Source organism: Pseudomonas sp. IT-93MI4 (genome assembly GCF_949767635.1).
Classification (GTDB): Bacteria; Pseudomonadota; Gammaproteobacteria; order Pseudomonadales; family Pseudomonadaceae; genus Aquipseudomonas; species Aquipseudomonas putida_A.
The window spans coordinates 14,838-39,212 of the sequence record NZ_CATKPP010000010.1; the positions used below are offsets into that span (position 1 = coordinate 14,838).

Sequence of the window (24,375 nt, forward strand, 5' to 3'; positions counted from 1 at the left end):
AAAAGTCATGACGAACGGCAAAAGATCGACGCTTGACAAGATTTCGGCGTAAACGTATGTTTCAAACAACTGTTTGACCGTCACAACAAATCAACGCGGTCGTTCATTCCCGGTTACATCAGCAGAGGTTTATCGCTATGCCTGACTACAAGGCCCCCTTGCGTGATATTCGCTTCGTTCGTGACGAACTGCTCGGCTACGAAGCGCACTATCAGAGCCTTCCAGCTTGCTCCGAAGCAACGCCGGACATGGTTGACGCCATTCTTGAAGAAGGCGCCAAGTTTTGTGAGCAGGTACTGGCACCGCTGAACCGTGTGGGCGACCTCGAAGGCTGCACCTGGAGCGAGTCCGGCGTGAAGACCCCGACTGGCTTCAAAGAAGCCTACAAGCAATTCGTCGAAGGCGGCTGGCCAAGCCTGGCGCACGACGTCGAGCACGGCGGTCAAGGCCTTCCAGAGTCGCTAGGTCTGGCTGTGAGCGAAATGGTCGGTGAAGCCAACTGGTCGTGGGGCATGTACCCAGGCCTGTCCCACGGCGCGATGAACACCATCTCCGAGCACGGCACCCCTGAGCAGCAAGAAGCCTATTTGACCAAACTGGTTTCCGGCGAGTGGACCGGCACCATGTGCCTGACCGAACCGCACTGCGGCACCGACCTGGGCATGCTGCGCACCAAGGCCGAGCCTCAGGCTGATGGCTCCTACAAGGTTTCCGGGACCAAGATCTTCATCTCGGCCGGTGAACACGACATGGCCGACAACATCGTCCACATCGTACTGGCCCGCCTGCCGGACGCTCCGGCTGGCACCAAAGGCATTTCCCTGTTCATCGTTCCAAAGTTCCTGCCGAACGCCGATGGCACCATCGGTGCGCGCAACGCAGTGAGCTGCGGTTCGCTGGAACACAAGATGGGCATCCACGGCAACGCCACTTGCGTGATGAACTTCGACGGCGCCACCGGTTTCCTGATCGGCCCGGCGAACAAAGGCCTGAACTGCATGTTCACCTTCATGAACACCGCACGTCTGGGTACCGCGCTGCAAGGTCTGGCCCACGCCGAGATCGGCTTCCAGGGTGGCCTGAAATACGCTCGCGATCGTCTGCAAATGCGCTCCCTGACTGGCCCGAAAGCGCCGGACAAGGCCGCTGACCCGATCATCGTGCACCCTGACGTACGTCGCATGCTGCTGACCATGAAGGCCTTCGCCGAAGGCAACCGTGCGATGGTGTACTTCACCGCCAAACAGGTCGACATCGTCAAATACGGCGTCGACGAAGAAGAGAAGAAGAAGGCCGACGCACTGCTGGCGTTCATGACGCCGATCGCCAAGGCGTTCATGACAGAAGTCGGTTTCGAAGCCGCCAACCACGGCGTGCAGATCTACGGTGGCCACGGCTTCATCGCCGAGTGGGGCATGGAGCAGAACGTTCGCGACAGCCGCATTTCGATGCTGTACGAAGGCACCACCGGCATCCAGGCACTCGACCTGCTGGGCCGTAAAGTGCTGATGACTCAAGGCGAGGCCCTGAAGGGCTTCACCAAGATCGTCCACAAGTTCTGCCAGAACAACGAAGGCAACGAAGCCGTCAAAGAATTCGTTGCACCGCTGGCTGCACTGAACAAAGAGTGGGGCGAGCTGACCATGAAGGTCGGTATGGCAGCCATGAAAGACCGTGAAGAAGTCGGCGCGGCCTCCGTGGACTACCTGATGTACTCCGGTTACGCCTGTCTGGCCTACTTCTGGGCCGACATGGCACGTCTGGCAGCCGAGAAGCTGGCAGAAGGCACCGGCGACGCCGCGTTCTACACCGCCAAGCTGCAAACCGCGCGCTTCTACTTCCAGCGCATCCTGCCACGTACCCGTACCCACGTGGCCACCATGCTGTCGGGCGCCAACAACCTGATGGACATGAAAGAAGAAGACTTCGCCCTGGGCTACTAAGCCTCAACGCGGTCTGACGAAAACCGCTGCTCCCTTGGGGGCAGCGGTTTTTTTGTTTCCGAATCGCTCAGAAACCCGGGTTTTCTGCCGTTAAAGAGACTGCGTGTGATCTGGATCACATTGTGTGTGCTTAACTGGCCACATTGCAGGCACAATGCCATCTCTTTGATATGACGGGTCGGAGCTTTACCCTTGCCGCGTTCTTCCGCTGTACGTTTCAGCCATTTCCTACCTTCACTGCTGTTGTTGCTCGCGGGGTTGGCGGCTGCGTACGTCAAAGACCTCAACGTGTTCTTCACTTCGCTGTTCAACGTGTTGCCGACCCTGGTTCTGCTGTTGGGCGGCGCTTACTGTGCGGTTTACCGACGTCAGCGCGAGCTGTTTCTGATGCTCACGGTGTACATCGCCTACTTCTTGCTCGACACCCAGACCGACTATTACCGCGACAATGGCAAGGTGCGCGAAGACGCCGCCGTGGTGTTTCACCTGGTCTGTCTGCTGTTGCCGTTGCTGTTCGGGCTGTTCGCGGCGTGGCAGGAACGTACCCATCTGTTTCAGGACATGGTCGCGCGCTTCGCCGTGTTGCTGGCCTTTGGCAGTGTTGCTCTGGGGCTTGAACAAAGTTATCCGCAGGCGCTGCTGATGTGGCTCTCGGAAATCCGCTGGCCGGCGCTCCACGGCGCCTGGATGAGCCTGATCCAGATGTCCTATCCGGTGTTTCTTTCGGCGTTCCTGCTGTTGGCCTGGCAATACTGGCGCAACCCGCGTCCGTTGCATGCGGCGCAACTGGTCGGCCTGCTCGGGGTGTTCTGGATGCTGCCGAAAACCTTCATCCTGCCGTTCACCCTGAACATCATGTGCAGTCAGGTGATGCTGATGATTGCCGCTGCCGTGGCGCATGAGGCCTATCAAATGGCCTTCCGCGATGAACTCACCGGTCTGCCGGGGCGTCGTGCGCTCAATGAACGGATGCAGCGCCTGGGGCGCAACTATGTGCTGGCGATGAGCGACGTCGATCACTTCAAGAAATTCAACGACACCCACGGTCACGACGTCGGTGACCAAGTGCTACGGCTGGTCGCCAGCAAGCTGTCGAAAATCAGCGGTGGCGGTAGGGCATATCGCTATGGTGGTGAGGAATTCGCCTTGGTGTTTGCGGGCAAAACCCTCGAGGAGTGCATGCCGCATCTGGAGGTGATTCGCGAGTCGATTGCCTCCTATAACATCCAGTTGCGCAATCAGGAGAACCGTCCGCAGGACGATCAGCAAGGTCGTCAGCGTCGTAGCGGCAGCGGTGCTTCCAGTGTGTCGGTCACGGTCAGTATCGGCGTCGCCGAGCGCGTCGAGCAACGGACACCGGAGGAAGTGCTCAAGTCCGCCGACCAGGCGTTATACAGCGCCAAGGGCGCCGGCCGTAACTGCGTCATGGCGTTCGGACAGAACCGTCGCGGCGCGGTGCGCATGGAGAGCGCTACTGGCTGACTCAAGCCACACGCCATCACTCAAAAGCCCGCTGATTGCGGGCTTTCTTTTATCTCTGAATGCTGGTGACCAAAAATAACAAATCAGTCACCGGTTGACCCTATGTGTCGCAAAAGTTGTTGAGGTACACTCGGCCTCAACGAAAACACTCTTCCACGAATCACCTGTTTAGATCTTGCGAGGTTTGCCATGGCTGACTACAAAGCGCCGCTGCGCGATATGCGCTTCGTCCTCAATGAAGTATTCGAAGTCGCCAAACTCTGGGCCGAACTGCCGGCCTTGGCCGAGACTGTCGATGCAGAAACCGTAGAAGCCATTCTCGAAGAAGCCGGCAAGGTCACCAGCAAAAGCATCGCGCCACTGAGCCGTGCGGCCGACGAAGAAGGCTGCCACTGGAAGGACGGTGCCGTCAGCACCCCGGCCGGTTTCCCACAGGCCTATCAGACTTACGCTGAAGGCGGCTGGGTCGGTGTCGGTGGCGATCCGGCCTACGGCGGCATGGGCATGCCCAAGGCTGTCTCGGCGCAGGTCGAAGAGATGGTCAACTCCGCCAGTCTGTCGTTCGGCCTGTACCCGATGCTGACCGCCGGCGCCTGCCTGTCGATCAACGCCCACGCCAGCGAAGAGCTGAAGGCCGCCTACCTGCCGAACATGTACGCCGGGATCTGGGCCGGCTCCATGTGCCTGACCGAGCCGCACGCCGGCACCGACCTGGGCATCATCCGCACCAAGGCCGAACCGCAGGCTGACGGTTCCTACAAGGTCAGCGGCACCAAGATCTTCATCACCGGCGGTGAGCACGACCTGACCGAGAACATCATCCACCTGGTGCTGGCGAAACTGCCGGACGCACCTGCTGGCCCGAAAGGCATTTCGCTGTTCCTGGTGCCGAAGTTCATGGTCAATGCCGATGGCAGCTTGGGCGCGCGCAACCCGGCGAACTGTGGTTCGATCGAACACAAGATGGGCATCCAGGCGTCCGCGACCTGCGTGATGAACTTCGATGAAGCTGTGGGCTATCTGGTCGGCGAGCCGAACAAGGGCCTGGCGGCGATGTTCACCATGATGAACTACGAGCGTCTGGGCGTCGGTATTCAAGGTCTGGCCAGCGGTGAGCGTTCGTATCAGAACGCCGTTGAATACGCTCGTGATCGTCTGCAAAGCCGTTCGCCGACCGGCGCGCAGAACAAGGACAAGGTTGCCGACCCGATCATCGTTCACCCGGACGTGCGTCGCATGCTGCTGACCATGAAAGCCTCGAACGAGGGGGGTCGCGCCTTCTCCACGTACGTGGCGATGCAACTCGACACCGCCAAGTTCAGCGAAGACTCGACCACTCGCAAGCGCGCAGAAGACCTGGTCGCACTGTTGACTCCGGTGGCCAAGGCATTCCTCACCGACCTGGGCCTGGAAACCACCGTCCACGGTCAGCAGATTTTTGGCGGCCACGGCTACATCCGCGAGTGGGGCCAGGAGCAACTGGTGCGTGACGTGCGAATCACCCAGATTTACGAAGGCACCAACGGCATTCAGGCGCTGGACCTGGTCGGGCGCAAGATCGTCGGCAGCGGTGGCGCGTTCTACAAGCTGTTCGCTGACGAGATCCGCCACTTCACCGCGACCGCCAGCGCTGACCTCGGTGAATTCACCAAGCCGCTGAACGATGCCGTCAGCACCCTCGACGAGCTGACGGCGTGGCTGCTGGATCGGGCGAAAACCAATCCGAACGAAATCGGCGCGGCCTCGGTCGAATATCTGCAAGCGTTCGGCTACACCGCTTATGCCTACATGTGGGCACTGATGGCGAAAGCCGCGCTGGGCAAAGAAGCGCAGGACGATTTCTACGCCAGCAAGCTGGGTACCGCACGCTTCTATTTCGCCCGTCTGCTGCCGCGTATCCACTCGCTGAGCGCATCGGTGAAGGCTGGCAGCGAGTCGCTGTTCCTGCTGAATGCTGAGCAGTTTTGATGATGTAACGTCATGTAAGCATTCTCTTACATGACGTGCTGCTGTTCTCCCATAGGCGTAGATTGGATCCACAGCTAATCTACAACTCATGGACGTCGCGCAGGAAGCGCAAAGCAACAACACGGACACGTAGGATTCTGCCAGGGTGGCGGAGTGAAATGGATGTCAGGGAAACAGTCTGCAAAGCCCCGCTTCGGCGGGGTTTTCTTTTGCCTGCAGAAAAGTATCAGGCCAGCGGATCCAGTGGCGGTGCGGCTTTCAACGGTTTGTCTTCACGCTGAATCACTTCTTCCAGCAATGTGCGCAGTAAGGCCAAAGACGCCTGCTGGCGTTGCACATCGCGGCACACCAGCCCAACCTTCAGCGGCACCCGTGGTTCGCTCAACGGCTTCCACAACAGATCCTCATCGTCGTATTCCTTCTGTGAACGCCCGGGCAGCACCGTCGCCAGTTTGGTGTGCGGCAGACTGTCGAGAATCCCCAGCATATTGTTCAGCTCGGCCTGTACTTGCGGGCGTCTACCCAGGCTGGTCAACTGAGCCTGCCAGATCTGCCGGATCTGAAACTCTTCGCCCAGCAGCAACATCGGCAATTCCGCAGCCTGCCGCATTGAGACCTTCTTGAATTCACGTAGCGGGTGATCCGCCGGGATGACCAGCGTCAGTTCGTCCTCGTACAGCATCACGCCATGCAGCCCCGGTTGGCGCGGCGGCAGGTAGCTGATGCCGATGTCCAGTGAGCCGTTGAGCAAACGGCGCTCGATCTCCAGCCCCGTCAGTTCATAGATCTGCACCACAAGATGCGGCTGCGCCTTGCGCACCCGTTCGAGCATTTGCGGCACAAGGCTGGTGTGCACGGTTTGCAGTACGCCGATCGCCAGCGTACGCAAGGCCTGCCCCTTGAAGTTGCCCAGCGCTTCCCGCGCCCGCTGCAAACCGTCGAGCAGCGGCACGGCGTGGTTGTACAGCGTGTGCGCGGCAAGGGTTGGCAACAGGCGTTTGCTGCTGCGTTCGAACAGGGTGACGTCGAGGTTCTGTTCGAGCTGGCGAATCTGCTGCGACAGCGCCGGTTGCGAAATCGACAGGCGTTCGGCGGCCCGGCCGACATGACCCTCTTCGTAGACCGCGACGAAATAACGCAGTTGTTTGAAATCCATAAGTAATACTTATCGAAAATGCTGGTAAATCGAAATGGCCCGAAGCCGTCAGTGAGCCTAGTCTAACCGCAATCACAAGGCTTACAGGGCCAGAGAGCGCGATGAATAGCGTTTGCTTCGACAATGTTTGCATAGGCGGTTCAAAAAACCTCAAGCAAGGTTTTTTGCAATGAATCTGTTCAGTCTGCGGCGTCAGGCGCCGAGTCTCGATGACCTCGCTTTCGAGGCCGGTCCACCCCAGGCAGGCGATAGCCTGAATGCCGAGCGACTGATGCCCAGCGTCGAGCGACCGGCGCAGGTCTTCGTGCGTGGCCAGGGCTCCTGGTTGTGGGACAGCAACGACCGCGCTTATCTCGACTTCTCCCAGGCCGGCGGCGCCAACAGCCTCGGCCACAGCCCTTCGGCACTGGTCAAAGCCATCGCCAGTCAGGCCCAGGCGTTGATCAATCCCGGTTTCAATCTGCACAACCGCGGCATGCTCAGCCTTGCCGAGCGCCTGTGCGCCAGCACTTCCAGCGATCAGGCTTACCTGCTCAATAGCGGCAGCGAGGCCTGTGAAGCGGCGATCAAACTGGCGCGCAAATGGGGGCAACTGAATCGCGGCGGCGCCTCGCGGATCATCGTCGCGAAGCAGGGTTGCCATGGCCGCAGCCTGGCAACGATTTCCGCGTCGGACAGTTGCAACCTGCACAACCGCTTCGCACCGTTGCTGCCGGGTTTCGATCTGGTGCCGTTCAATGACTTGCCTGCGTTACATGCCGCCGTCGATGCGCAAACCGTGGCGATCATGCTCGAACCGATTCAGAGCGATGCCGGGGTGATTCCGGCCACTGAGCATTACCTCAAAGGCGTCGAGCGCCTGTGCCGCGAGCTGGGCATTTTGCTGATCCTCGACGAAGTGCAGACCGGTATCGGTCGCTGCGGCACTTTGCTCGCGGAACAGTCCTACGGCGTGCGCGCCGATATCGTTGTGCTCGGCAAAGGCCTCGGCGGCGGTGTTCCTCTGGCGGCGTTATTGGCCCGTGGCAAGGCCTGCTGTTTTGACGCCGGTGAACTGGGCGGCACTCATCACGGCAACGCACTGATGACCGCGGCCGGTCTGGTGGTGCTCGACAGCTTGCAGGATCGGGCATTTCTCGAGCAGGTCAAAGACCTCGGCCAGCACCTCCGCGAAGGTCTAGCTCGATTGGCACACCGCTACGGGCATGGCGAACTGCGTGGTCAAGGCCTGTTCTGGGGACTGAGCCTGTCAGAGGATTCCGCCGATGCCGTAGTCAAAGCCGCCTTGCACGAAGGCCTGCTGCTCAACGCGCCGCAAGCCAACTGCCTGCGTTTCACCCCGGCACTCACCGTCAGCAAGGCCAACATCGACGAAATGCTCCTGCGCCTGGCCCGCGCCTTCTCGCGAGTACGTACCGCGCAACTGCAATGCCGCAAAGGGATTGCCGTCTGAGCTGAAGTTTCCTGCCCGATTTCAAGAACCGTCTCGCGGTATAACGCACGCCCCACGCCTGATTCTTTTGGCGTGGGGCGTTTTTTTGTGCCCGATGGTGGCGATCAAATGGCGTTTGCACTGAACCCTGACGAACGGCGCAGGTCGATTAGCTTGTATGGCTCATGTGAGCCAACCCCCATTCAGGAGCTGACCCATGGACTTCATTCGTATCATCATCGCTATTCTGTTGCCGCCACTGGGTGTGTTTCTGCAGGTCGGGTTCGGCGGGGCGTTTTGGCTGAACATTCTGCTGACGCTGTGCGGCTACATTCCCGGGATCGTGCATGCGGTGTACATCATCGCCAAGCGCTGAGTTCAGCGGCACCTGATAGATAGCTTTCGCGAGCAGGCTCGCTCCCACAGGGGATTTTGTGCACAACACAGATCCAATGTGGGAGCGAGCCTGCTCGCGAATGGGACGACGCTATTTTGAATTGGGGCGGTGATCAGTCCGCCAACCCCATCACCCGCCGATAAAACCGCCACTCCTGCTCCAGCGCATGCGCCTGATTGGCGGCGCGACGGAAACCATGGCGTTCGTCGGCGTAGTAATGCGCCTCGACCGGGATGCCGTTTTGCTCCAGCGCCGCGACCATGTCGCGGGTCTGTTGCGGCACCACCACCGCATCCAGCTCACCCTGAAAGAAAATCACCGGCACACGGATGTTGCTCGCATGCAGTAGCGGCGTGCGGGCGGCATAGCGCTCGGCGTCCTGCTCAGGATCACCGATCAGCCAGTCCAGATAATCACCTTCAAACTTGTGGGTTGCCCGGGCCAATGCCACCGGGTCGCTGACGCCATAGAGGCTGGCGCCCGCGCGGAACACCTGCTGAAACGCCAACGCGCATAACGTGGTGTAACCCCCGGCGCTGCCGCCGCGGATAAACGCGCGCTCGCCGTCGATCAGACCTTGCTCGGCCAGATATGCCACCACTGCGCAGGCGTCCTCGACATCCACCTCACCCCAACTCAGATGCAACGCCTGACGATATTCGCGACCGTAACCGCTGCTGCCGCGATAGTTGAGGTCGGCGACGGCGAAGCCGCGTTGCGTCCAGTACTGAATGCGCGGGTCGAGCATCGGGTAGCAGGCCGAGGTCGGACCGCCGTGGATGAACACCACCAGTGGCGGTCGCACTTCATCGTTCATCGCCGGATAAAAGAAGCCGTGAGCCTCACCGCTGCCGCTCGGGTAGCGCAAGGTCTGCGGACGGCTGATGCACTCCGCCGGCAAAGGCGCCACACCGCCAGCCAGCACATTCACTTCGCGGGTATCGCGATCAATGGCGATCACCGCAGAAGGGCTGATCGGCGAAGCGGCGATGCAATAGATAAATTGCTGATCCAGCGCCAGATGGCGGAAGCGGCTGTAGTCGCCGGTGAAGTCTTCGCCGTCGAGCGCCAGGCGACCAAAACCGCCTTCGCTCCAGCTCGCCAGAAACGAATCGCCCACCGGCAACCAGGTGCAGCCACCCATTTGCCACGGGGCGGGCGCATGATCGGCCTCGGCGCAGGACAGTCGCTGCAAACCGTCGGACGTTTCGCCCCACGGCTGCCAGAAACCGCCGCGATCAGTCAGGCACAACAAGCGTCCTTTCGCGTCGAACCGCGGTTGCTGGATCGACTCTTCAAGGTCAGCCCCCGCCACGCAACGCGGTGCGCCAAAGCCACCCTCAGCCAGACGCTCGGCCACCATCAATCGCGTGGATGTCCAAGGCTGATGCGGCCGACTCCACTCGATCCAGGCCAATCGCGAACCGTCCGGGCTGATCACCGGTGCTGCATAAAAATCCGCACCTTCAGCCAGCAAATGCCGGGTGCCGTCGGCCAGATCAATCGCTACCAGCCGATGCTGGTCGCGCAGTTCCTCGACCGCCAGCACCTGGCCGCAAGCAAAATGCAGATCGCCATAACGACACTCGCCAGAAGTCAGCACCTCGGGCGCGCCATCCAGCGTCTGCCGATACAACTGCTGATCCGCCTCATTGACGAAAACCACCCCGTCCGGCGTCAGACAAAACGCGCCACCGCCATATTCGTACACCCGGCTACGCACACTGAAACCGTCCGGCGTCAGACATTTCGCCGCGCCGTCTCGCCAGTGCCAGATCCGGCACGCAGCATCTTCGGGGCGATATTCATTCCAGAACAAACCGTGGGCACCGAGTTGCAGTTCGGCGAAATCCATTCCGGCGGCGACAGCCTGGGCGGCGCTGAAAGGCTCAGCCCTTGGCGATGAGGCGTGAGTTTCGTTCATTACGGAAGGCCAGTTGTTCGATGGTCTGGGTGGCGGTCTCGGCTTCTTCTCGGGCCTTGAGAATCACGCCGTGATGGTCGGACTTGCTGCACACCGGGTCGGCATTGCTCGCGTCCCCCGTGAGCATGAACGCCTGACAGCGGCAGCCGCCGAAATCCTGTTCCTTCTCGTCGCAGGAGCGGCATGGCTCAGGCATCCAGTCGTAACCGCGAAAGCGGTTGAAGCCGAACGAGTCGTACCAGATGTGCTGCATGCTGTGGTCGCGCACGTTGGGAAATTGTACCGGCAGCTGTCGGGCGCCATGACAGGGCAGGGCAGTGCCGTCCGGAGTCACCGTCAGAAAAATACTGCCCCAGCCGTTCATGCAGGCTTTCGGGCGTTCTTCGTAGTAGTCCGGGGTGACGAAAATCAGCTTGCACGGATGCCCTTCGGCTTCCAGTTTGGCGCGGTATTCGTTGGTGATGCGTTCGGCGCGCACCAGTTGCTCTTTGGTCGGCAACAGGCCGACACGGTTGAGCTGCGCCCAGCCGTAGAACTGGCAGGTGGCGAGTTCGACGAAGTCCGCTTCGAGCGCGATACACAGCTCGATGATGCGGTCGATCTTGTCGATGTTGTGCCGGTGGGTGACGAAGTTCAGCACCATCGGATAGCCGTGGGCCTTCACCGCGCGAGCCATTTCCAGTTTCTGCGCGAAGGCTTTTTTCGAGCCGGCGAGCAGGTTGTTCACTTGCTCGTCGCTGGCCTGGAAACTGATCTGGATGTGATCGAGGCCGGCCTTCTTGAAGTCACTGATCTTCTGCTCGGTCAGACCGATGCCGGAAGTGATCAGGTTGGTGTAGAAACCCAACTGTCGCGCTTCACGGATCAGTTCGGCGAGGTCCTGACGCACCAGCGGTTCGCCACCGGAAAAGCCCAGTTGCGCCGCGCCCATCTCCCGCGCTTCGCGGAAGACCTTGATCCACTGCTCGGTGCTCAGCTCTTTGCCCTGCTCGGCGAAATCCAGCGGATTGGAGCAGTACGGGCATTGCAGCGGGCAGCGGTAGGTCAGCTCGGCGAGCAGCCACAGCGGCAGGCCGACTTCAGATTTTGGCGGTACTTGCACCGATGCTTCAGGCAAGTTCGATCCAGTGCTGCGCACGGGCAACCTCCATGAATTGCTCGATGTCTTCACCGAGCTCGGGCACGCCGGGAAACTGCTCGTCGAGTTTGGCGATGATCGCCGCGACATCGCGTTCACCGTCGATCAAGCCGCCGATCAGCGCGGCGCTGTCGTTGAGCTTGATCATGCCCTCGGGGTAGAGCAGCACGTGGCCTTTTTGCGCCGGTTCATACTGAAAACGGTAACCGGGACGCCAGGTCGGGATCTTGCTGCGATCAAAACTCATAGGGTGATTCCTTTGTGCCAGACCCGCTGCTCGGTGACGCTGTGATACGGCGGGCGGTTCAGTTCGTAAGCCATGCTCATGGCATCGAGCATGCTCCAAAGAATGTCCAGTTTGAACTGGAGAATTTCCAGCATGCGCTCCTGACCCTCGCGGGTCTTGTAGTGCTCGAGCGTGATCGCCAGACCGTGCTCGACATCGCGCCGCGCTTGACCCAGGCGAGTGCGGAAATATTCGTAACCGGCCGGGTCGATCCACGGGTAATGCTGCGGCCAGCTGTCGAGACGCGACTGGTGGATCTGCGGCGCGAACAGTTCGGTCAGCGAGCTGCTGGCGGCTTCCTGCCAACTGGCGCGGCGAGCGAAATTGACGTAGGCATCGACGGCGAAACGCACGCCGGGCAGCACCAGTTCCTGGGAGCGCAGTTGATCCGGGTCGAGGCCGACCGCCTGACCGAGCCGCAGCCAGGCTTCAATGCCGCCGTCTTCACCGGGGGCGCCATCGTGGTCGAGCAGGCGTTGAATCCACTCCCGGCGAATCTCGCGATCCGGGCAATTGGCGAGGATCGCCGCGTCTTTCAGGGGGATGTTCACCTGATAGTAGAAGCGGTTGGCGACCCAGCCCTGAATCTGCTCGCGGGTGGCACGGCCTTCGTACATCGCCACGTGATATGGGTGGTAGATGTGGTAGTAGGTGCCTTTGGCGCGCAGGGCGGCTTCGAATTCGCTGGGGGACAGCGGGGTGTCGGTCATTGCGGTTCTCCGGGGAACAACCCTAGAAATCTTTTCTGTTTGCACTGGCCTCTTCGCGAGCAGGCTCGCTCCCACAGGTTGATCGCATTCCAAATGTGGGAGCGAGCCTGCTCGCGAAGGGCCGCGCATCGGTATCTGCGGCTTACAGCACAATACTCATGCCATCAAACGCCACTTCAACATTACGCCGCGCCAGCTCCGCGCGCTCCGGCGAATCTTCATCGAGAATCGGGTTGGTGTTGTTGATGTGGATAAGCACCTTGCGCTGCTCGGGCAACTGCTCCAGCACTTCGAGCATGCCGTCGGGGCCGTTCTGCGCCAGGTGGCCCATCTCGCGACCGGTGCGGGTGCCGACGCCACGGCGCTGCATTTCATCGTCATCCCACAGCGTTCCGTCCACCAGCAGGCAATCACTGCCGGCCATGATCTCCAGCAATGGCACATCAACCTTGCCCAGCCCCGGTGCATAGAACAGTTTGCCGCCGGTGTTCATGTCTTCGACGATCAGGCCGATGTTGTCGCCCGGGTGCGGGTCGAAACGGTGCGGCGAATACGGTGGCGCGGCGCTGCGCAACGGCAGCGGGGTGAAGCGCAGGTTCGGGCAGGCAGCGACAGTGAAGCTCTGGTCGAGCTCGATGCGATTCCAGTTCAGTCCGCCGTTCCAGTGGGTCAGCATCTTGAACAGCGGGAAACCGGTGCTCAAATCTTCGTGAACCATGTCCGTGCACCAGACCTGATGCGGGCAGCCTTCACGCAGGCTGAGCAGGCCGGTGGTGTGGTCGATCTGGCTGTCCATCAGGATGATCGCGCTGATGCCGGTGTCGCGCAGTGCACGGCCCGGTTGCATCGGGGCGAAGCTCTGCAGTTGCGCGCGGATGTCCGGCGAAGCGTTGCACAGCACCCAGTTCACACCGTCATCGGAAATTGCGATGGACGATTGGGTGCGGGCCTTGGCATTCAGGCTGCCGTCGCGAAAGCCTGCGCAATTGACGCAGTTGCAGTTCCACTGCGGAAATCCGCCACCGGCGGCCGAACCCAGAATCTGGACGAACATGAACGCTCCCATCTTTCAACGCTGAAAATAAAACGCCCCGGCGAGCCGAGGCGTTGCACTGCAAGTCTGCGTAGGCAGAACTCAGCGGCTGGCGAAGTACATGGTGACTTCGAAGCCGATACGCAGGTCGGTGTAAGCCGGTTTTGTCCAGGACATAGGGTGACTCCTCATTGGGTGGGTGGGATAGCGCTGTCCATAGTTATAGTCCACGGCAGCGCAGGGATGTTCCAAATAGTTAGGCTGCTATGTTACTCAAAATTTCAACGGTATTGCCCGTGAATCTTTGAGAAAGCTCCTTGCAGCCTTGGTAATGATCATTTTGTCGCTTGCCACGGCGCGCCAGGTGACGATTCGTTGGCCAGGCAGCGCCAGCCGCCCTCGGCGTTGAGCAACCGCTGCGCTGCCTCCAGCAATGTTGAGCGTTTCAGTTGACTAATGGCTGTGTGCAGTTGCGCCAGATAATCCGACGAGTGGCCGGCGAGCTTGGCCTGCCACAGCAACTCGGCGGCGTCTTTGCCGGACAGATGACTCTCATCGAACTGATCCGCGAGTGACTGGCGTTGCTGGTTGAAGTCCTCTTCATCGAGGTTTTCGATCAGCGCAGGAATGCCCTCGAGGAACTGCTGGATATGCCCAAGCATTTCAACTGGCGCAGTATTTGGCGACTGCACACCAAACAGCAATCCACTCTGGCCATGCATCTGTCGCAAGGCGCTGAATACCGCGTAGCCCAATTGCAATTCGACCCGCAGGCGCTGATAAAACGGGGTTTGACACAGTTGCGCGAGCAGGCGCCAGGCGGCTTCGTCGGCGATCTCGCGGCTGGCGCTCGGGCAGAACAGCAGCAACGCATGCTCGCTGGACGCGGTGTCGATGTGGCTCCACAGATGTTGCGTATTGATCGTCGGCGCGGTCGGCAATTGATTGTCCGGTGTGCCGGGGATGCGGCTCAGGGCCAGGCCCATGGCCGATTGCGTCTGTGCGTTGAGGCCAAGGGCCAGTCCGTCCCAGCGCGAAGTTGTCCACAGCTGTTTGACGTCGTTCGACTCGACGGCCGATGACAGACAATATTCAGGCAACGCCTTGAGCAACTGGCGGATCGGTATCAACGGTGTTTCTGCCTCTGCGCTCGCTGAATCGGCGTCAATTTGCGTCAGACATTTCAGCGCGTGTTCGAGGACACTGGGCATCGGCTCCTGCAAGCCCGTCAGTTTCAGCAGCCACTGCGTGCCGGTGGCGCTGAACGCCAATTCGACGCCGGCCTGCCGCGCGTCTTCCTGCGTTTCCCGCAGGCTGCGTCGCAGCTTGCCTTGCAGATCTGTGCCGGCCGCCGACTGCGTTTGCCAACGCAAGTAAATCGCGCCGTGGTCGCTATGATCCGGCAACGCCTGGCTGAATTGCATCGGCGAACGCTCACGCCGACCGCGCGAGCGATCCTGAGCGAAAGTCCGCAAGCCACGATGGGCGCTGGTCTGGCCGCGAATCAGGCCGGCGTTGGCCAGCGGCTCGTTGGAGCCTAGAAAAGGATTGGCGGCAGGCAGGTGCCAATGGTCGCTGAAGTTATCCACAACACCGATGTCGCGCAGGATCTGTTTGAGCGCAACAACGCCGTTTTCCGACAGACCGTTTTCGCGTTGTTCACTGTCGAGCCGCGCCAGTTGCAGGGCGCCGCTGATTTGCTGCTGACGCTCACGCAGCTTGGTGTATTCCTCGCGCAACGCTGCCCAGTCCTGTTGCGCGGCAAAGAAGCTCAACCAGTCCAGAAGCTGTTCACGAATGGCGCTGAAGGATTCGGCTGGGGTGGTGAATTGCAGATGCAGCAGCGCTTGCCCGGCGAACTGATACAGCGGCACGGCTTTCAAACCGTCCGCGAGGCGTTGTTGCTGCAAATGGGCGAGCAGCCCGCCGGGCTTGGCGCTGTTCAGCCAATGGCAGAGAAACGCCAGCGCTTCGGCGGACGAGTCGGGCAGTGCTTCGAAAGCGAACAGCAGATGGCTGCTTCGCTCGCCGACCTGTTGATAACTTTTTACCGTCAACGGCAGGGGGGCTGCCTGTTCGGCCTTATCCCCAACCGGCAGCGCGGCGGCGAACCGCTGCGCCAGTACGCGCAGCTCCTCAATGCTCTGCGGCCCGACCAGGCTTAGCGTCATTTGCCCGGTACGATAAAACTGCTGATGGAAATCCTTCAGCGCCTGTTGAAACGCTGGTAACTCAACTTTCAGGCTGTCGCGATTTCCCGCATGAAACCCGCGCAGCGGATGTGTGGCCGGCAATCCCTCGTACAGCGCCAGTTCCTGCTGAGCCGTCGGATCTTGCGACCACGCGACGAATTCCGCGTCCAGCACTTCGCGTTCGCGCAACTGATCGTTCGGATTCATACGCGGCTGGGCGAGCATGTCTGACAGACGCTCAAGCCCGGCGCTGAAGGCCGAGGTCGGCAGTTCGAAGAAGAAGTCGGTGGTGCGTTCACGGGTGCTGGCATTCACTTGCCCACCGTGACTTTGCACGTAGGCCATCAGCGCCTGACTCGCAGGAAAACGCTCAGTGCCGAGAAACAGTAAATGCTCAAGAAAATGCGCCAGTCCCGGCCACTTGAGTGGCACGTCATGGCTACCGGCAGCCACCCGCAACGCAGCGGCACTGCGCTTCAAGCCGGGCACCTGACGCAGGGTCACGCGCAAGCCGTTTGGCAGGGTTTCAGTGTGGGGGCGGGGGTGAGTCGGCGCAGGCATGGGCACTTCCAGAACAGTGAAGTGCCAATGCTAGCGGATTGGGTGGGGTCAGCGCTTGTTCAACGCGTGGTAAAGCTCGGGACGACGGTCGTTGAGGTAGCGATTGGCGGCGCGGGAATCTGCCATCAACTGTCGATCCAGCTCACCGACGATCAATGCTTCATCGAGTCCGGCCTGGGCGATACGGCTGCCGTCCGGCGCGGCGATGCTGCTTTGTCCGCAATAGTGGATCTCGCCTTCCTGCCCGCAATAATTGGCGTACGCCACGTAACACTGGTTTTCGAAGGCACGGGAACGCACGGTAACGTCAGCGACGAAATCGAACGGAATCATGTTTGCCGTCGGCACCAGAATCAGCTCGGCACCGGCCAGCGCCAGACGCCGCGCGTTCTCGGGAAACTCCAGGTCGTAGCAGATCAGGAAACCGAGCTTCCAGCCGTTGAGCTCGACCACCGGAAACGCATCTTCGCCGGTGCTGAACATCGAACGATCCAGGTCGCCGAACAGATGGGTCTTGCGGTAGTTGCACAGGCGCTCGCCGTGCGCGTCGATCAACTGCACGGCGTTGTAGATCTGCCCATCGGTCGTGCGCTCGGGGTACCCGTAAGCAATTGCCAGCCCGGCGGCTTTGGCGATTCGACCGATCTGTTGCGCCCATTCACCGTTGTAGACCTCGGCCAGCGTACTGACTGCCTCGGCGCCGATGTTGTAGCCGGTCAGGAACATCTCCGGCAGCACCAGCAGGTCGGCACCCTTGGCCTCCATCGCCAGTTGCTGCAGGCGATGCAGGTTGGCGGCGGGTTCCAGGGGCAGCGGTGGACATTGGTAAAGGGCTACACGCATCGGGGATTCCTCTTACTCGGGCAGGGCGATAGGGCCGATGTCTTTGAACACATCACCCGGGCCCGGGTTCTCTTTATGTGTCGAACCGCCGAAGTGTTTCATGATGCCCCACACTGCGTTGAGCGAAGTCTGCACCGCGCCTTCGACCCACGCCGGGGTCCACGACACGTCGTCACCGGCGATGAAAATCCCGCGCTGCTCGGCTGGCATGTCGTCCTGCATGAAGTGCGCGTACATCCGCTGGTTGTAACGGTAGTGGCCGGGCAGGGCGCCTTTGAATGCGCCGAGGAAGTACGGGTCGGCTTCCCACGAAACCGTGATCGGATCACCGATGATCCGCGCGGCGATGTCAACTTTCGGGTAGATCTTCTTCAGCGCGTTCAACGCCAGCTCCACGCGTTTTTCTACCGGGTGCGGCAGCATCTTCAGCGCGTCGCTCATCCACGAATAGGACAGGCAGATCACCCCCGGCTTATCGTCACCGTTGTCGAACAGATAGGTGCCGCGGGTCAGGCGATCGGTGAGGGTCATGCTCATCAGGTCGCGGCCGGTTTCCGGATCCTTGTCCTTCCAGAATGGACGGTCGACCATCACGAAGGTCTTCGACGACTGCATGTAGCGCGTGCGGTCCAGCGCCATCCACATCTTCTGCGAGAACAGGGTTTCGTCGCATTCGATCTGCGTGGTCAGCAGCCAGCTCTGGCAGGTGGTCAGCACGGCGGCGTACTCGCGGGTGTCGCCGTTGTTGTCGGTGACGGCGAAACGGCCGTCCGGCGCGTGAGCGATTTTCTTCACGCCGGAACGCGGCGCGCCACGGTGCAGGGATTTCAGGCTGGTGCCTTCCGGCCAGTGCACGCAGCGCTCCGGCACATGCCGCCAGATGCCTTGCGGCACTTGCTCCACACCGCCCACCACCAGGTGCTGGTGATCATCGCAGTTGGTCATCACCACGCGGAAGATTTCCAGCATCGAATTGGGGAAGTCCGAGTCCCAGCCGCCGGTACCGAAACCGACCTGACCGAACACTTCGCGGTGATGGAACGACAGTTTGGCGAAGGCTTTGGAAGTGGCCACGAAGTCGTAGAACGTGCGGTCGTCCCACAGCGGCACTAGTTTGTTCCACAGTTCTTTGAGGCGTGGCACATCACGGTCACGGATGGCTTGCTGGATATCAGCGAACTGCGAGCCCGCCTCCAGCGCATCCGCCCAGGCGTCAGCCACTTCCTGGAACAGTGCAGGAAGATCCTTCAGGCTTTGTGCGTAATGGGTTTTGCCTTCGAGATCGATCACGGTGCTGCCGGAAGCCGGCGTCAGCGGGTTCGGGAAAGGTTTTGTCTCAAGACCGAGCTTGTCGACGTAGTGATAAAACGCAGTAGAGGACACCGGGAAACGCATGCCACCCAGTTCCGCGACGATGCCGTCGGTGCCGTTGAACGCTTGCGAACGCAGGCGGCCACCCAGTTTCGAGGCCTCGTACACCACCGGCTTCAAGCCGACCTTCATCAGTTCGTAGGCGGCCACCAGACCCGCGATACCCGCGCCGACAATCGCCACTTCAGCGCCGTGATGGTGTTCAGGAATGCTGCCGAGACCGGCCGGGTGTTCGATCCAGTCGTCGAAGGCGAACGGAAAGTCCGGGCCGAAAATGGTGACGGGTTTCTTACCGTCTGCAGGATGGCGATTGTTCTTGTTCATGGCTGACCTTGCTGGCGACCCGACGCAGGATGCGCGTCTGAGTATAGGAAAAGATGCCAGCCATTCTAGGGAGCGTAGAACACGTTAATAAGACGCAAAGTGTCGTCGTTTTGCCAGTTAATTTATCAATATGACGATTAATGACTACATTCCGACCAAATATAGGAGTGAGCCTGCTCGCGATGAGGCCATCAAGCTCACCAGCGCTCAAACCGGCTGCCCCCGATCAATCTTGCTGCTCAAAATGATCGAGGTCGTGGTCTTCTCCACCCCATCCACACTGCCAATCTGATCCAGCAACTGATCGAGCTGCTCCGGCGAATCTGTGCGCAGCCACGCCACATAATCAAATTCGCCACTCACCGCACACAACTGCTGCACCTGCGCCATCGCGCTCAACCGGCGCAATACCTCTTTGCCGGAACGCGGCTGCACCTTGATCCCGACATACGCCTGCAACCCGCCATCGACCACGCGCTGCCCCAAACGTACGCCATAACCGGTGATCACCTTGGCCCTCTCCAGCCGCGCCAACCGCGATGTGACGGTGGTCCGCGCAATGCCCAGCTGCCGGGCAAGCATGGCCACGCTTTCGCGGGCGTTGATTTGCAGGGCGGCGATCAGCCGGCGGTCGATTTCGTCGAGGGCGGGTGGGCGGGTGTCGGGCAAGGGTCGGCTCCGTGACTGTCGAGGGCGGATGAGTTTGCATGTTACAGGCACTATCAGCGACACGCTGCTGGCGATGACTGAACACGTCACTTATGCGTGGAGGCAATTGTTGCGCCAAAACAAACATCAAATATTTGGTTTGACTTGCCGGGCCTATTTATCAAGAATGCCAACAAGAGCGCGAAATCTGCTGCCTTGCAGGGCTTTAGCGGACGTAGGTACCTCAGCGATGCTGCAACATCGGTGTAAGGTGAGACCTCTTCATCCCATTTCCTGAGGATGCAAATATCAGGATTCAAATATCAAGGGCAGCCAAATGGCTGCCCTTTTCTTTGTCTTCAAGAATGTACCGCTTGTACAAAAGATCGCCATGGCGGTGCTTGTTCATTGCTCTTGACGGAGCGTGCATGAAATTCCAGAGGACGTGCCCGTTCCGCACATCGACCACGACGAGCATGTCGTTTTTTGCCTCATAGGCGTTGATGAATGCCAATCGGAAACCGCCATTATCGTAGAGGACTTTTCGTACTTCGAATGGTCCCGCCAGCGTGTCGATGGCATGTCGAACATAGCGTTCTCGGGAGTCTGGACGTTTCTCGACGATATGGGCCAGTTTGTCTCGCATGACTGCAACGTTTCCAATAGGCGTGAGGATAGTAACGGCCAGTACGGAATCGTCGACGAACCCGAAGTGATTCATAAGGATTTTGAGAGCGCCTTCGGCGTCGTCAGCCCTTTTGACTTCTTCGATTGCGGCTGACCGAATTTCTCTGGGCAATGTTCTTAGATCTGGCAGAGCAAGGTCAATCCAGGTTGGTCGGCTGCTTCCTTTATCAGTGGCGCAGCATTCACAAGCATAAAAACAATCCTGGACGGGCAGTGGCGTCCGGAGATTACTTGTCTGGGGAAACAGTCAACAAGGCGCGGGGAGGGGAGAAAACATAACTTCGGAACATTCCTACAGCCTTCGGGGAGGTCTTCCGAACATTGCGCTCGCAAAGATTGTCCCCTCAACTGATCGCCCAAGAAAAAGCCGCGCATGTAGCGCGGCTTTCAAATGTGGTGGGCCCACACGGACTTGAACCGTGGACCAAAGGATTATGAGTCCTCTGCTCTAACCAACTGAGCTATAGGCCCTCAGTAGGCCGCGGATTATAGCGACGGTTTGGCGGCTGTGCTATCCGAATAATCCGATACGGTTACACGAAGAAACGTTGCGGCGAATTCTTCCGGGGGCAGCGGCAGGCTGACGATGTAGCCCTGGATCTGTTCGCAACCTTCGGCGGCGAGGAATTGTTGCTGGGCCTGGGTCTCGACGCCTTCGGCGATCACGGTGAATTGCATGCTCCGGCCCAGAGCGATGATCGCGCGGACAATCGCCGCGTCGTGCGGGTCATCGGGCAGTCCGCGAACAAAGGACTGGTCGATCTTGAGGATGTCCAGCGGCAGGCGTTTGAGGTAGCTGAGCGAAGAATAACCGGTGCCGAAGTCGTCGATCGCCAGTTGTACGCCCAAGTGTTTGAGCTGGTGCAGCACCGCCAAGGCCTCCTCGGCCTGGCTCATGATGAAGTTTTCGGTAATTTCCAGTTGCAGTAAATCCGGCTGCAGACGGTTGTCCCTGAGCAGTTGTTCGATGCGTCCGAGCAGATTCGGTTGGCGTAGTTGCGCACCGGCGAGGTTGACTGACAGCGGGCCGAGGCTGTCGTAGATCTGGCTCCACTCGAACATCTGCCGGCAGGCGGTCTCGAGCACCCAATCGCCGATCTGCAGGATCATGCCGTTCTCTTCGGCCAGTGGAATGAAGTGCTCCGGCGGCACTTCGCCGAAGGTCGGGTGACGCCAGCGGATCAGTGCTTCGGCACCGACCAGGCGATGGTCGTCGAGGCTGATTTTCGGTTGGTAGTAGAGGAACAACTCTTCGCGCTCGATGGCCCGGCGCAGTTCGTGCTCCAGTGCCACGCGCTCGCTGGCCTGGGCAGTGAGGTCGCGAGTGTAGCTTTCGACGCGGTTGCGGCCCTTGGCCTTGGAGCGGTACATCGCCGCGTCGGCGTTTTTCACCAAGGTGGCGACATCGCAGCCATCCCGTGGATAGAGGCTGGTGCCGATGCTGGCGCTGATGAAAAACTCGTGCTCACCGGCCTGAAACGGTGCGCCAAAGCAGTTGAGCAGTTTGAATGCGATGTTGTCGGCATCGCTGGCTTGTTGCAGACCCGGCAGCAGAATGATGAATTCATCACCGCCCAGTCGTGCGACGGTGTCGATATCACGCAGTTGTTCTTTCAAACGCACGGCAATGCCTTTGAGCAGCAGATCGCCAACCGGGTGGCCGAGGCTGTCGTTGATGTGTTTGAAGCGGTCGAGATCGAGGAACAGCACCGCGCCCTGACCACCGTTTTCCTGCTGACTGTTCAGCGCGGTGAGCAGGCGACTTTCGAACAGGGTGCGATTCGGCAGGCCGGTGAGCGGGTCGTGGTGCGCCTGATAATCGAGCTTGGCTTGTGCGTGTTTGAGGCTGGAGATATCGGCGAACACCGCGACGAAGTGGGTGATGAACTTGTCGCGGTTGCGTACGGCGCTGATGGTCAGCCAGCTCGGATACAACTCGCCGTTCTTGCGCCGGTTGGAAATCTCACCCTGCCAGTGTCCCTCAGCAGTCAACTGGTGCCACATTGCCGCATAAAACGCGCTGTCATGCAGTCCCGAGGCGAGCAGACGCGGGGTGTGACCGAGGGCTTCGCTTTCGCTGTAGCCGGTGATTTCGGTGAACGCACGGTTCACCGCGCTGATGTGCTGCTGGGTGTCGGTGATCAACACGCCTTCGGCGGTGCTCTCGAATACGGTGGCGGCCTGCTGCAGTTTTTCCTGCATCAAATGGCGCTCGGTGATGTCCCGGGCAATGGTCAACATGCAGTCTTCTTCGCCGATCGGCAGCGGACGGCTGGAGACTTCGCACAGTCGGATTTGCCCGTCGCTGCGGCGGATATGGCAGGTGAAATCGCGTACGAAGCCGTCGCGGTGCAGCAGGTCGAGCATCTGCTTGCGTTCGTTGAGGTTGACCCAGATCCCCAGATCCAACGCCGAGCGATCCACCGACATCGCGCTGTTGAACCCGGTGATGCGGCTGAAGCCCTCGTTGACTTCCAGCAGCAAGCCATCGCTCTGACGCGACAGCAACAAGCCGTCCGGCGAGGCGTGAAAGGCCTTGGCGAACTTCTCTTCAGAGGTTTGCAGTTGCTGTTGGGTTTCCTTGAGCTGGGTGATGTCGCGCACGACCACCACCAACGCGGGAGTGGTGTCGAGGTCGAAGGGCTCGGCGGAGATCAGACCGGTGAACACCTGGCCGTTGTTGCGGCGAAAGGGCATCTCCAGGTTGCGGATGCTGCCGGCCTGCAAGCGCTGTAACAGCCCGGGCCCGACCCCGGGGATGCCCCAGATGTTGAGTTCAGTGGCGGTCTGGCCGACGACGTCCTTGGCCTTGAGGCCGATCTGTTCTTCAAAGGCTTCGTTGACCTCCAGCAGACAGCCGTCGGACAACCGCGCGATCACGAGGATATCCGGGCATTGCTGGAACACCGACGCGAACTTCTGCTCCGAAAGCCGCAGCGCCTCCTCAGTGCGCTTGGTTTCGCTGATGTCGATCATCAGCCCGCGCATCACAGGCTCGTGGCCATGTTCAATCAGACTGACAATGTCACGCACCCACAGGCAGCGCCCGTCAGCGGTGATCACCCGATAGTCGAGGGTGTGATCGCGTCCGTCGCGTACCGCCTCATCGCAAATGGCCTGGGCGCGGGTCAGGTCGGCGGGGTGAATGATGTTGCGCCAGAAGCCCGGAATCAGCCAGTGCGCCTGTGGATAACCGAGCAGATCTTCGGCATGGGGCGACACATAGCTGTAGGTGAAGTCGCTCATGCGCGCTTCCCAGGCGATGGCCGAAAGGCTCTCGACCAATCCGCGGTAATGATATTCGCTGCTGCGCAATTCCTGTTCGAGGTCGACGCGGCGGGCTATTTCCGAACTCAAGCGGCGATTGATGCGAATGACCACCGCCAGAATGCTGACCAGCAGCAACAGGCCCGGAAGGCCATAGATCAGAAGATCCGACCAGAATGTCCGATGGTCCAGAACATTGCCGACCCAATGTTCCTGAATGCTGCTGATTTCCTCGGGGCTCATGTCCGCCAGGACTTTGTCCAGAATGCCCACCAGCATTTTGTTGTCGCGGGGTACGCCCATTGCCAGCTGATAGCGATACGGGGTTTCGCCGCTGACGTATAAACCGTCGAGCTTGAGCTGGCGCAGACTCCAGACGCTGGAGGCAAGGTCGCCGACCACGGCGTCTACCTCATCGGTAGCCAGAGCCTGCAAGGCCGAGCTGACATTGGGCATGGCCACCAGATTCAGGTCGGGATGGTGGGTGCGCAGAAGTTCGTGGGGGGCGTAGTTCTCCACCACGGCGATCTTCAGACCGTACAGGTCCTCGATTTTGCGCGGTTGTGCGCCGCCGATATGGGCGAGGATCACGATCGGGAAATCGAGGTAGGGGCGGGTAAACGACAGATAGTTCTGGCGCTCCGGCGTGGACATGATCCCCGGCAGCAGGTCGATCTTGCCGGTTTTCACCTGCGCCAGCACTTCGGTCCAGCTCGATGGCTCGACCGGATTGAGTTTGATCGACAGGCGCTGGCGGATCACGTCGATATAGTCGGCGGCCAGGCCTTGATAGCGATTCTGTTCATCGCGGAACTCGAACGGCGGCCACGACGCATCGACACCCAGGCGCAAGTCCGGGTGAGCCGCCAGCCAGCTACGTTCTTCATCGGTCAGAGTCAGCGCGTCAGCCGTTGCGGTCCAGATCATCAGTGACAGCAAGAAAAGCACGGGCGCCAGTCTGGGCATAACCGTCTCGTTATGGCACGGGATTCATTGTTTCGAGTGTAGACGGG

18 protein-coding genes and 1 tRNA gene are annotated in these 24,375 nt (G+C 60.1%); 5 read left to right on the forward strand and 14 right to left on the reverse strand.

What is annotated here, in order from left to right; genetic code table 11:
• The first annotated feature begins 137 nt into the window (after positions 1 to 137).
• The 3 genes from ACM6I7_RS06905 (at position 138) to ACM6I7_RS06915 (ending at position 5,393) form a co-directional block, all read left to right on the forward strand.
• Positions 138 to 1,943 carry a phenylacyl-CoA dehydrogenase gene (locus ACM6I7_RS06905; RefSeq protein ID WP_095137437.1) on the forward strand — a complete coding sequence of 602 codons (1,806 nt, stop codon included), beginning with the start codon at positions 138 to 140 and terminating at the stop codon, positions 1,941 to 1,943.
• A gap of 192 nt (positions 1,944 to 2,135) precedes the next feature.
• Positions 2,136 to 3,425, forward strand: a complete 1,290-nt coding sequence (locus ACM6I7_RS06910; protein ID WP_414888216.1) for a GGDEF domain-containing protein — start codon at positions 2,136 to 2,138, stop codon at positions 3,423 to 3,425.
• Between the two features lie 189 nt (positions 3,426 to 3,614).
• Complete coding sequence (locus tag ACM6I7_RS06915; RefSeq protein WP_414888217.1) at positions 3,615 to 5,393, forward strand: acyl-CoA dehydrogenase C-terminal domain-containing protein; 1,779 nt, start codon at positions 3,615 to 3,617, stop codon at positions 5,391 to 5,393.
• Positions 5,394 to 5,619: 226 nt separating this feature from the next.
• Here ACM6I7_RS06915 and ACM6I7_RS06920 read toward each other — a convergent pair whose 3' ends face one another.
• Complete coding sequence (locus ACM6I7_RS06920; protein ID WP_096796669.1) at positions 5,620 to 6,549, reverse strand: LysR family transcriptional regulator; 930 nt, start codon at positions 6,547 to 6,549, stop codon at positions 5,620 to 5,622.
• Between the two features lie 169 nt (positions 6,550 to 6,718).
• On the opposite strand from ACM6I7_RS06920, the gene ACM6I7_RS06925 reads away from it, so the two are divergent.
• Positions 6,719 to 8,002, forward strand: a complete 1,284-nt coding sequence (locus ACM6I7_RS06925) for an aminotransferase class III-fold pyridoxal phosphate-dependent enzyme (protein ID WP_115988761.1) — start codon at positions 6,719 to 6,721, stop codon at positions 8,000 to 8,002.
• A 196-nt stretch (positions 8,003 to 8,198) separates the two neighbouring features.
• On the forward strand, positions 8,199 to 8,357 hold the full coding sequence (locus ACM6I7_RS06930) for a YqaE/Pmp3 family membrane protein (RefSeq protein WP_003228885.1): 159 nt from the start codon (positions 8,199 to 8,201) through the stop codon (positions 8,355 to 8,357).
• A gap of 133 nt (positions 8,358 to 8,490) precedes the next feature.
• Here ACM6I7_RS06930 and ACM6I7_RS06935 read toward each other — a convergent pair whose 3' ends face one another.
• From ACM6I7_RS06935 to ACM6I7_RS06995, 13 genes are all read right to left on the reverse strand, one after another.
• Positions 8,491 to 10,302 carry an alpha/beta hydrolase family protein gene (locus ACM6I7_RS06935; RefSeq protein WP_115988762.1) on the reverse strand — a complete coding sequence of 604 codons (1,812 nt, stop codon included), beginning with the start codon at positions 10,300 to 10,302 and terminating at the stop codon, positions 8,491 to 8,493.
• The gene (gene pqqE, locus ACM6I7_RS06940) at positions 10,268 to 11,440 is read right to left on the reverse strand and encodes a pyrroloquinoline quinone biosynthesis protein PqqE (protein WP_115988763.1); all 1,173 of its coding nucleotides are present in this window, start codon (positions 11,438 to 11,440) and stop codon (positions 10,268 to 10,270) included. The genes ACM6I7_RS06935 and pqqE overlap by 35 nt, the downstream gene beginning before the upstream one ends.
• Entirely contained in the window at positions 11,412 to 11,687 is a 276-nt protein-coding gene (gene pqqD / locus ACM6I7_RS06945) for a pyrroloquinoline quinone biosynthesis peptide chaperone PqqD (protein WP_003228880.1), read from the reverse strand. The genes pqqE and pqqD overlap by 29 nt, the downstream gene beginning before the upstream one ends.
• Entirely contained in the window at positions 11,684 to 12,436 is a 753-nt protein-coding gene (gene pqqC, locus ACM6I7_RS06950; RefSeq protein WP_414888218.1) for a pyrroloquinoline-quinone synthase PqqC, read from the reverse strand. Before pqqC ends, pqqD begins: the two co-directional genes overlap by 4 nt.
• Positions 12,437 to 12,578: 142 nt before the next feature.
• Positions 12,579 to 13,490: a pyrroloquinoline quinone biosynthesis protein PqqB gene (gene pqqB / locus ACM6I7_RS06955; protein WP_027610702.1), complete on the reverse strand. Its 912-nt coding sequence runs from the start codon at positions 13,488 to 13,490 to the stop codon at positions 12,579 to 12,581.
• A gap of 81 nt (positions 13,491 to 13,571) precedes the next feature.
• Positions 13,572 to 13,646, reverse strand: a complete 75-nt coding sequence (gene pqqA / locus ACM6I7_RS06960; RefSeq protein WP_003422658.1) for a pyrroloquinoline quinone precursor peptide PqqA — start codon at positions 13,644 to 13,646, stop codon at positions 13,572 to 13,574.
• A 158-nt stretch (positions 13,647 to 13,804) separates the two neighbouring features.
• Positions 13,805 to 16,222 (reverse strand): pyrroloquinoline quinone biosynthesis protein PqqF, encoded by a 2,418-nt coding sequence (gene pqqF, locus ACM6I7_RS06965; protein WP_414888219.1) that lies wholly within the window; start codon positions 16,220 to 16,222, stop codon positions 13,805 to 13,807.
• A 48-nt stretch (positions 16,223 to 16,270) separates the two neighbouring features.
• On the reverse strand, positions 16,271 to 17,065 hold the full coding sequence (locus tag ACM6I7_RS06970; protein ID WP_414888220.1) for a carbon-nitrogen hydrolase family protein: 795 nt from the start codon (positions 17,063 to 17,065) through the stop codon (positions 16,271 to 16,273).
• A 12-nt stretch (positions 17,066 to 17,077) separates the two neighbouring features.
• A complete protein-coding gene (locus tag ACM6I7_RS06975; RefSeq protein WP_414888221.1) occupies positions 17,078 to 18,760 on the reverse strand; it encodes a flavin monoamine oxidase family protein in 1,683 nt (560 codons plus the stop codon).
• Between the two features lie 207 nt (positions 18,761 to 18,967).
• On the reverse strand, positions 18,968 to 19,429 hold the full coding sequence (locus ACM6I7_RS06980; RefSeq protein ID WP_115988767.1) for an Lrp/AsnC family transcriptional regulator: 462 nt from the start codon (positions 19,427 to 19,429) through the stop codon (positions 18,968 to 18,970).
• A gap of 295 nt (positions 19,430 to 19,724) precedes the next feature.
• A complete protein-coding gene (locus ACM6I7_RS06985; protein WP_414888222.1) occupies positions 19,725 to 20,054 on the reverse strand; it encodes a PBECR2 nuclease fold domain-containing protein in 330 nt (109 codons plus the stop codon).
• A 435-nt stretch (positions 20,055 to 20,489) separates the two neighbouring features.
• Positions 20,490 to 20,566, reverse strand: a tRNA-Ile gene (locus tag ACM6I7_RS06990).
• A 15-nt stretch (positions 20,567 to 20,581) separates the two neighbouring features.
• Positions 20,582 to 24,328, reverse strand: a complete 3,747-nt coding sequence (locus tag ACM6I7_RS06995) for a bifunctional diguanylate cyclase/phosphodiesterase (RefSeq protein ID WP_027610708.1) — start codon at positions 24,326 to 24,328, stop codon at positions 20,582 to 20,584.
• Between the last annotated feature and the right edge of the window lie 47 nt (positions 24,329 to 24,375).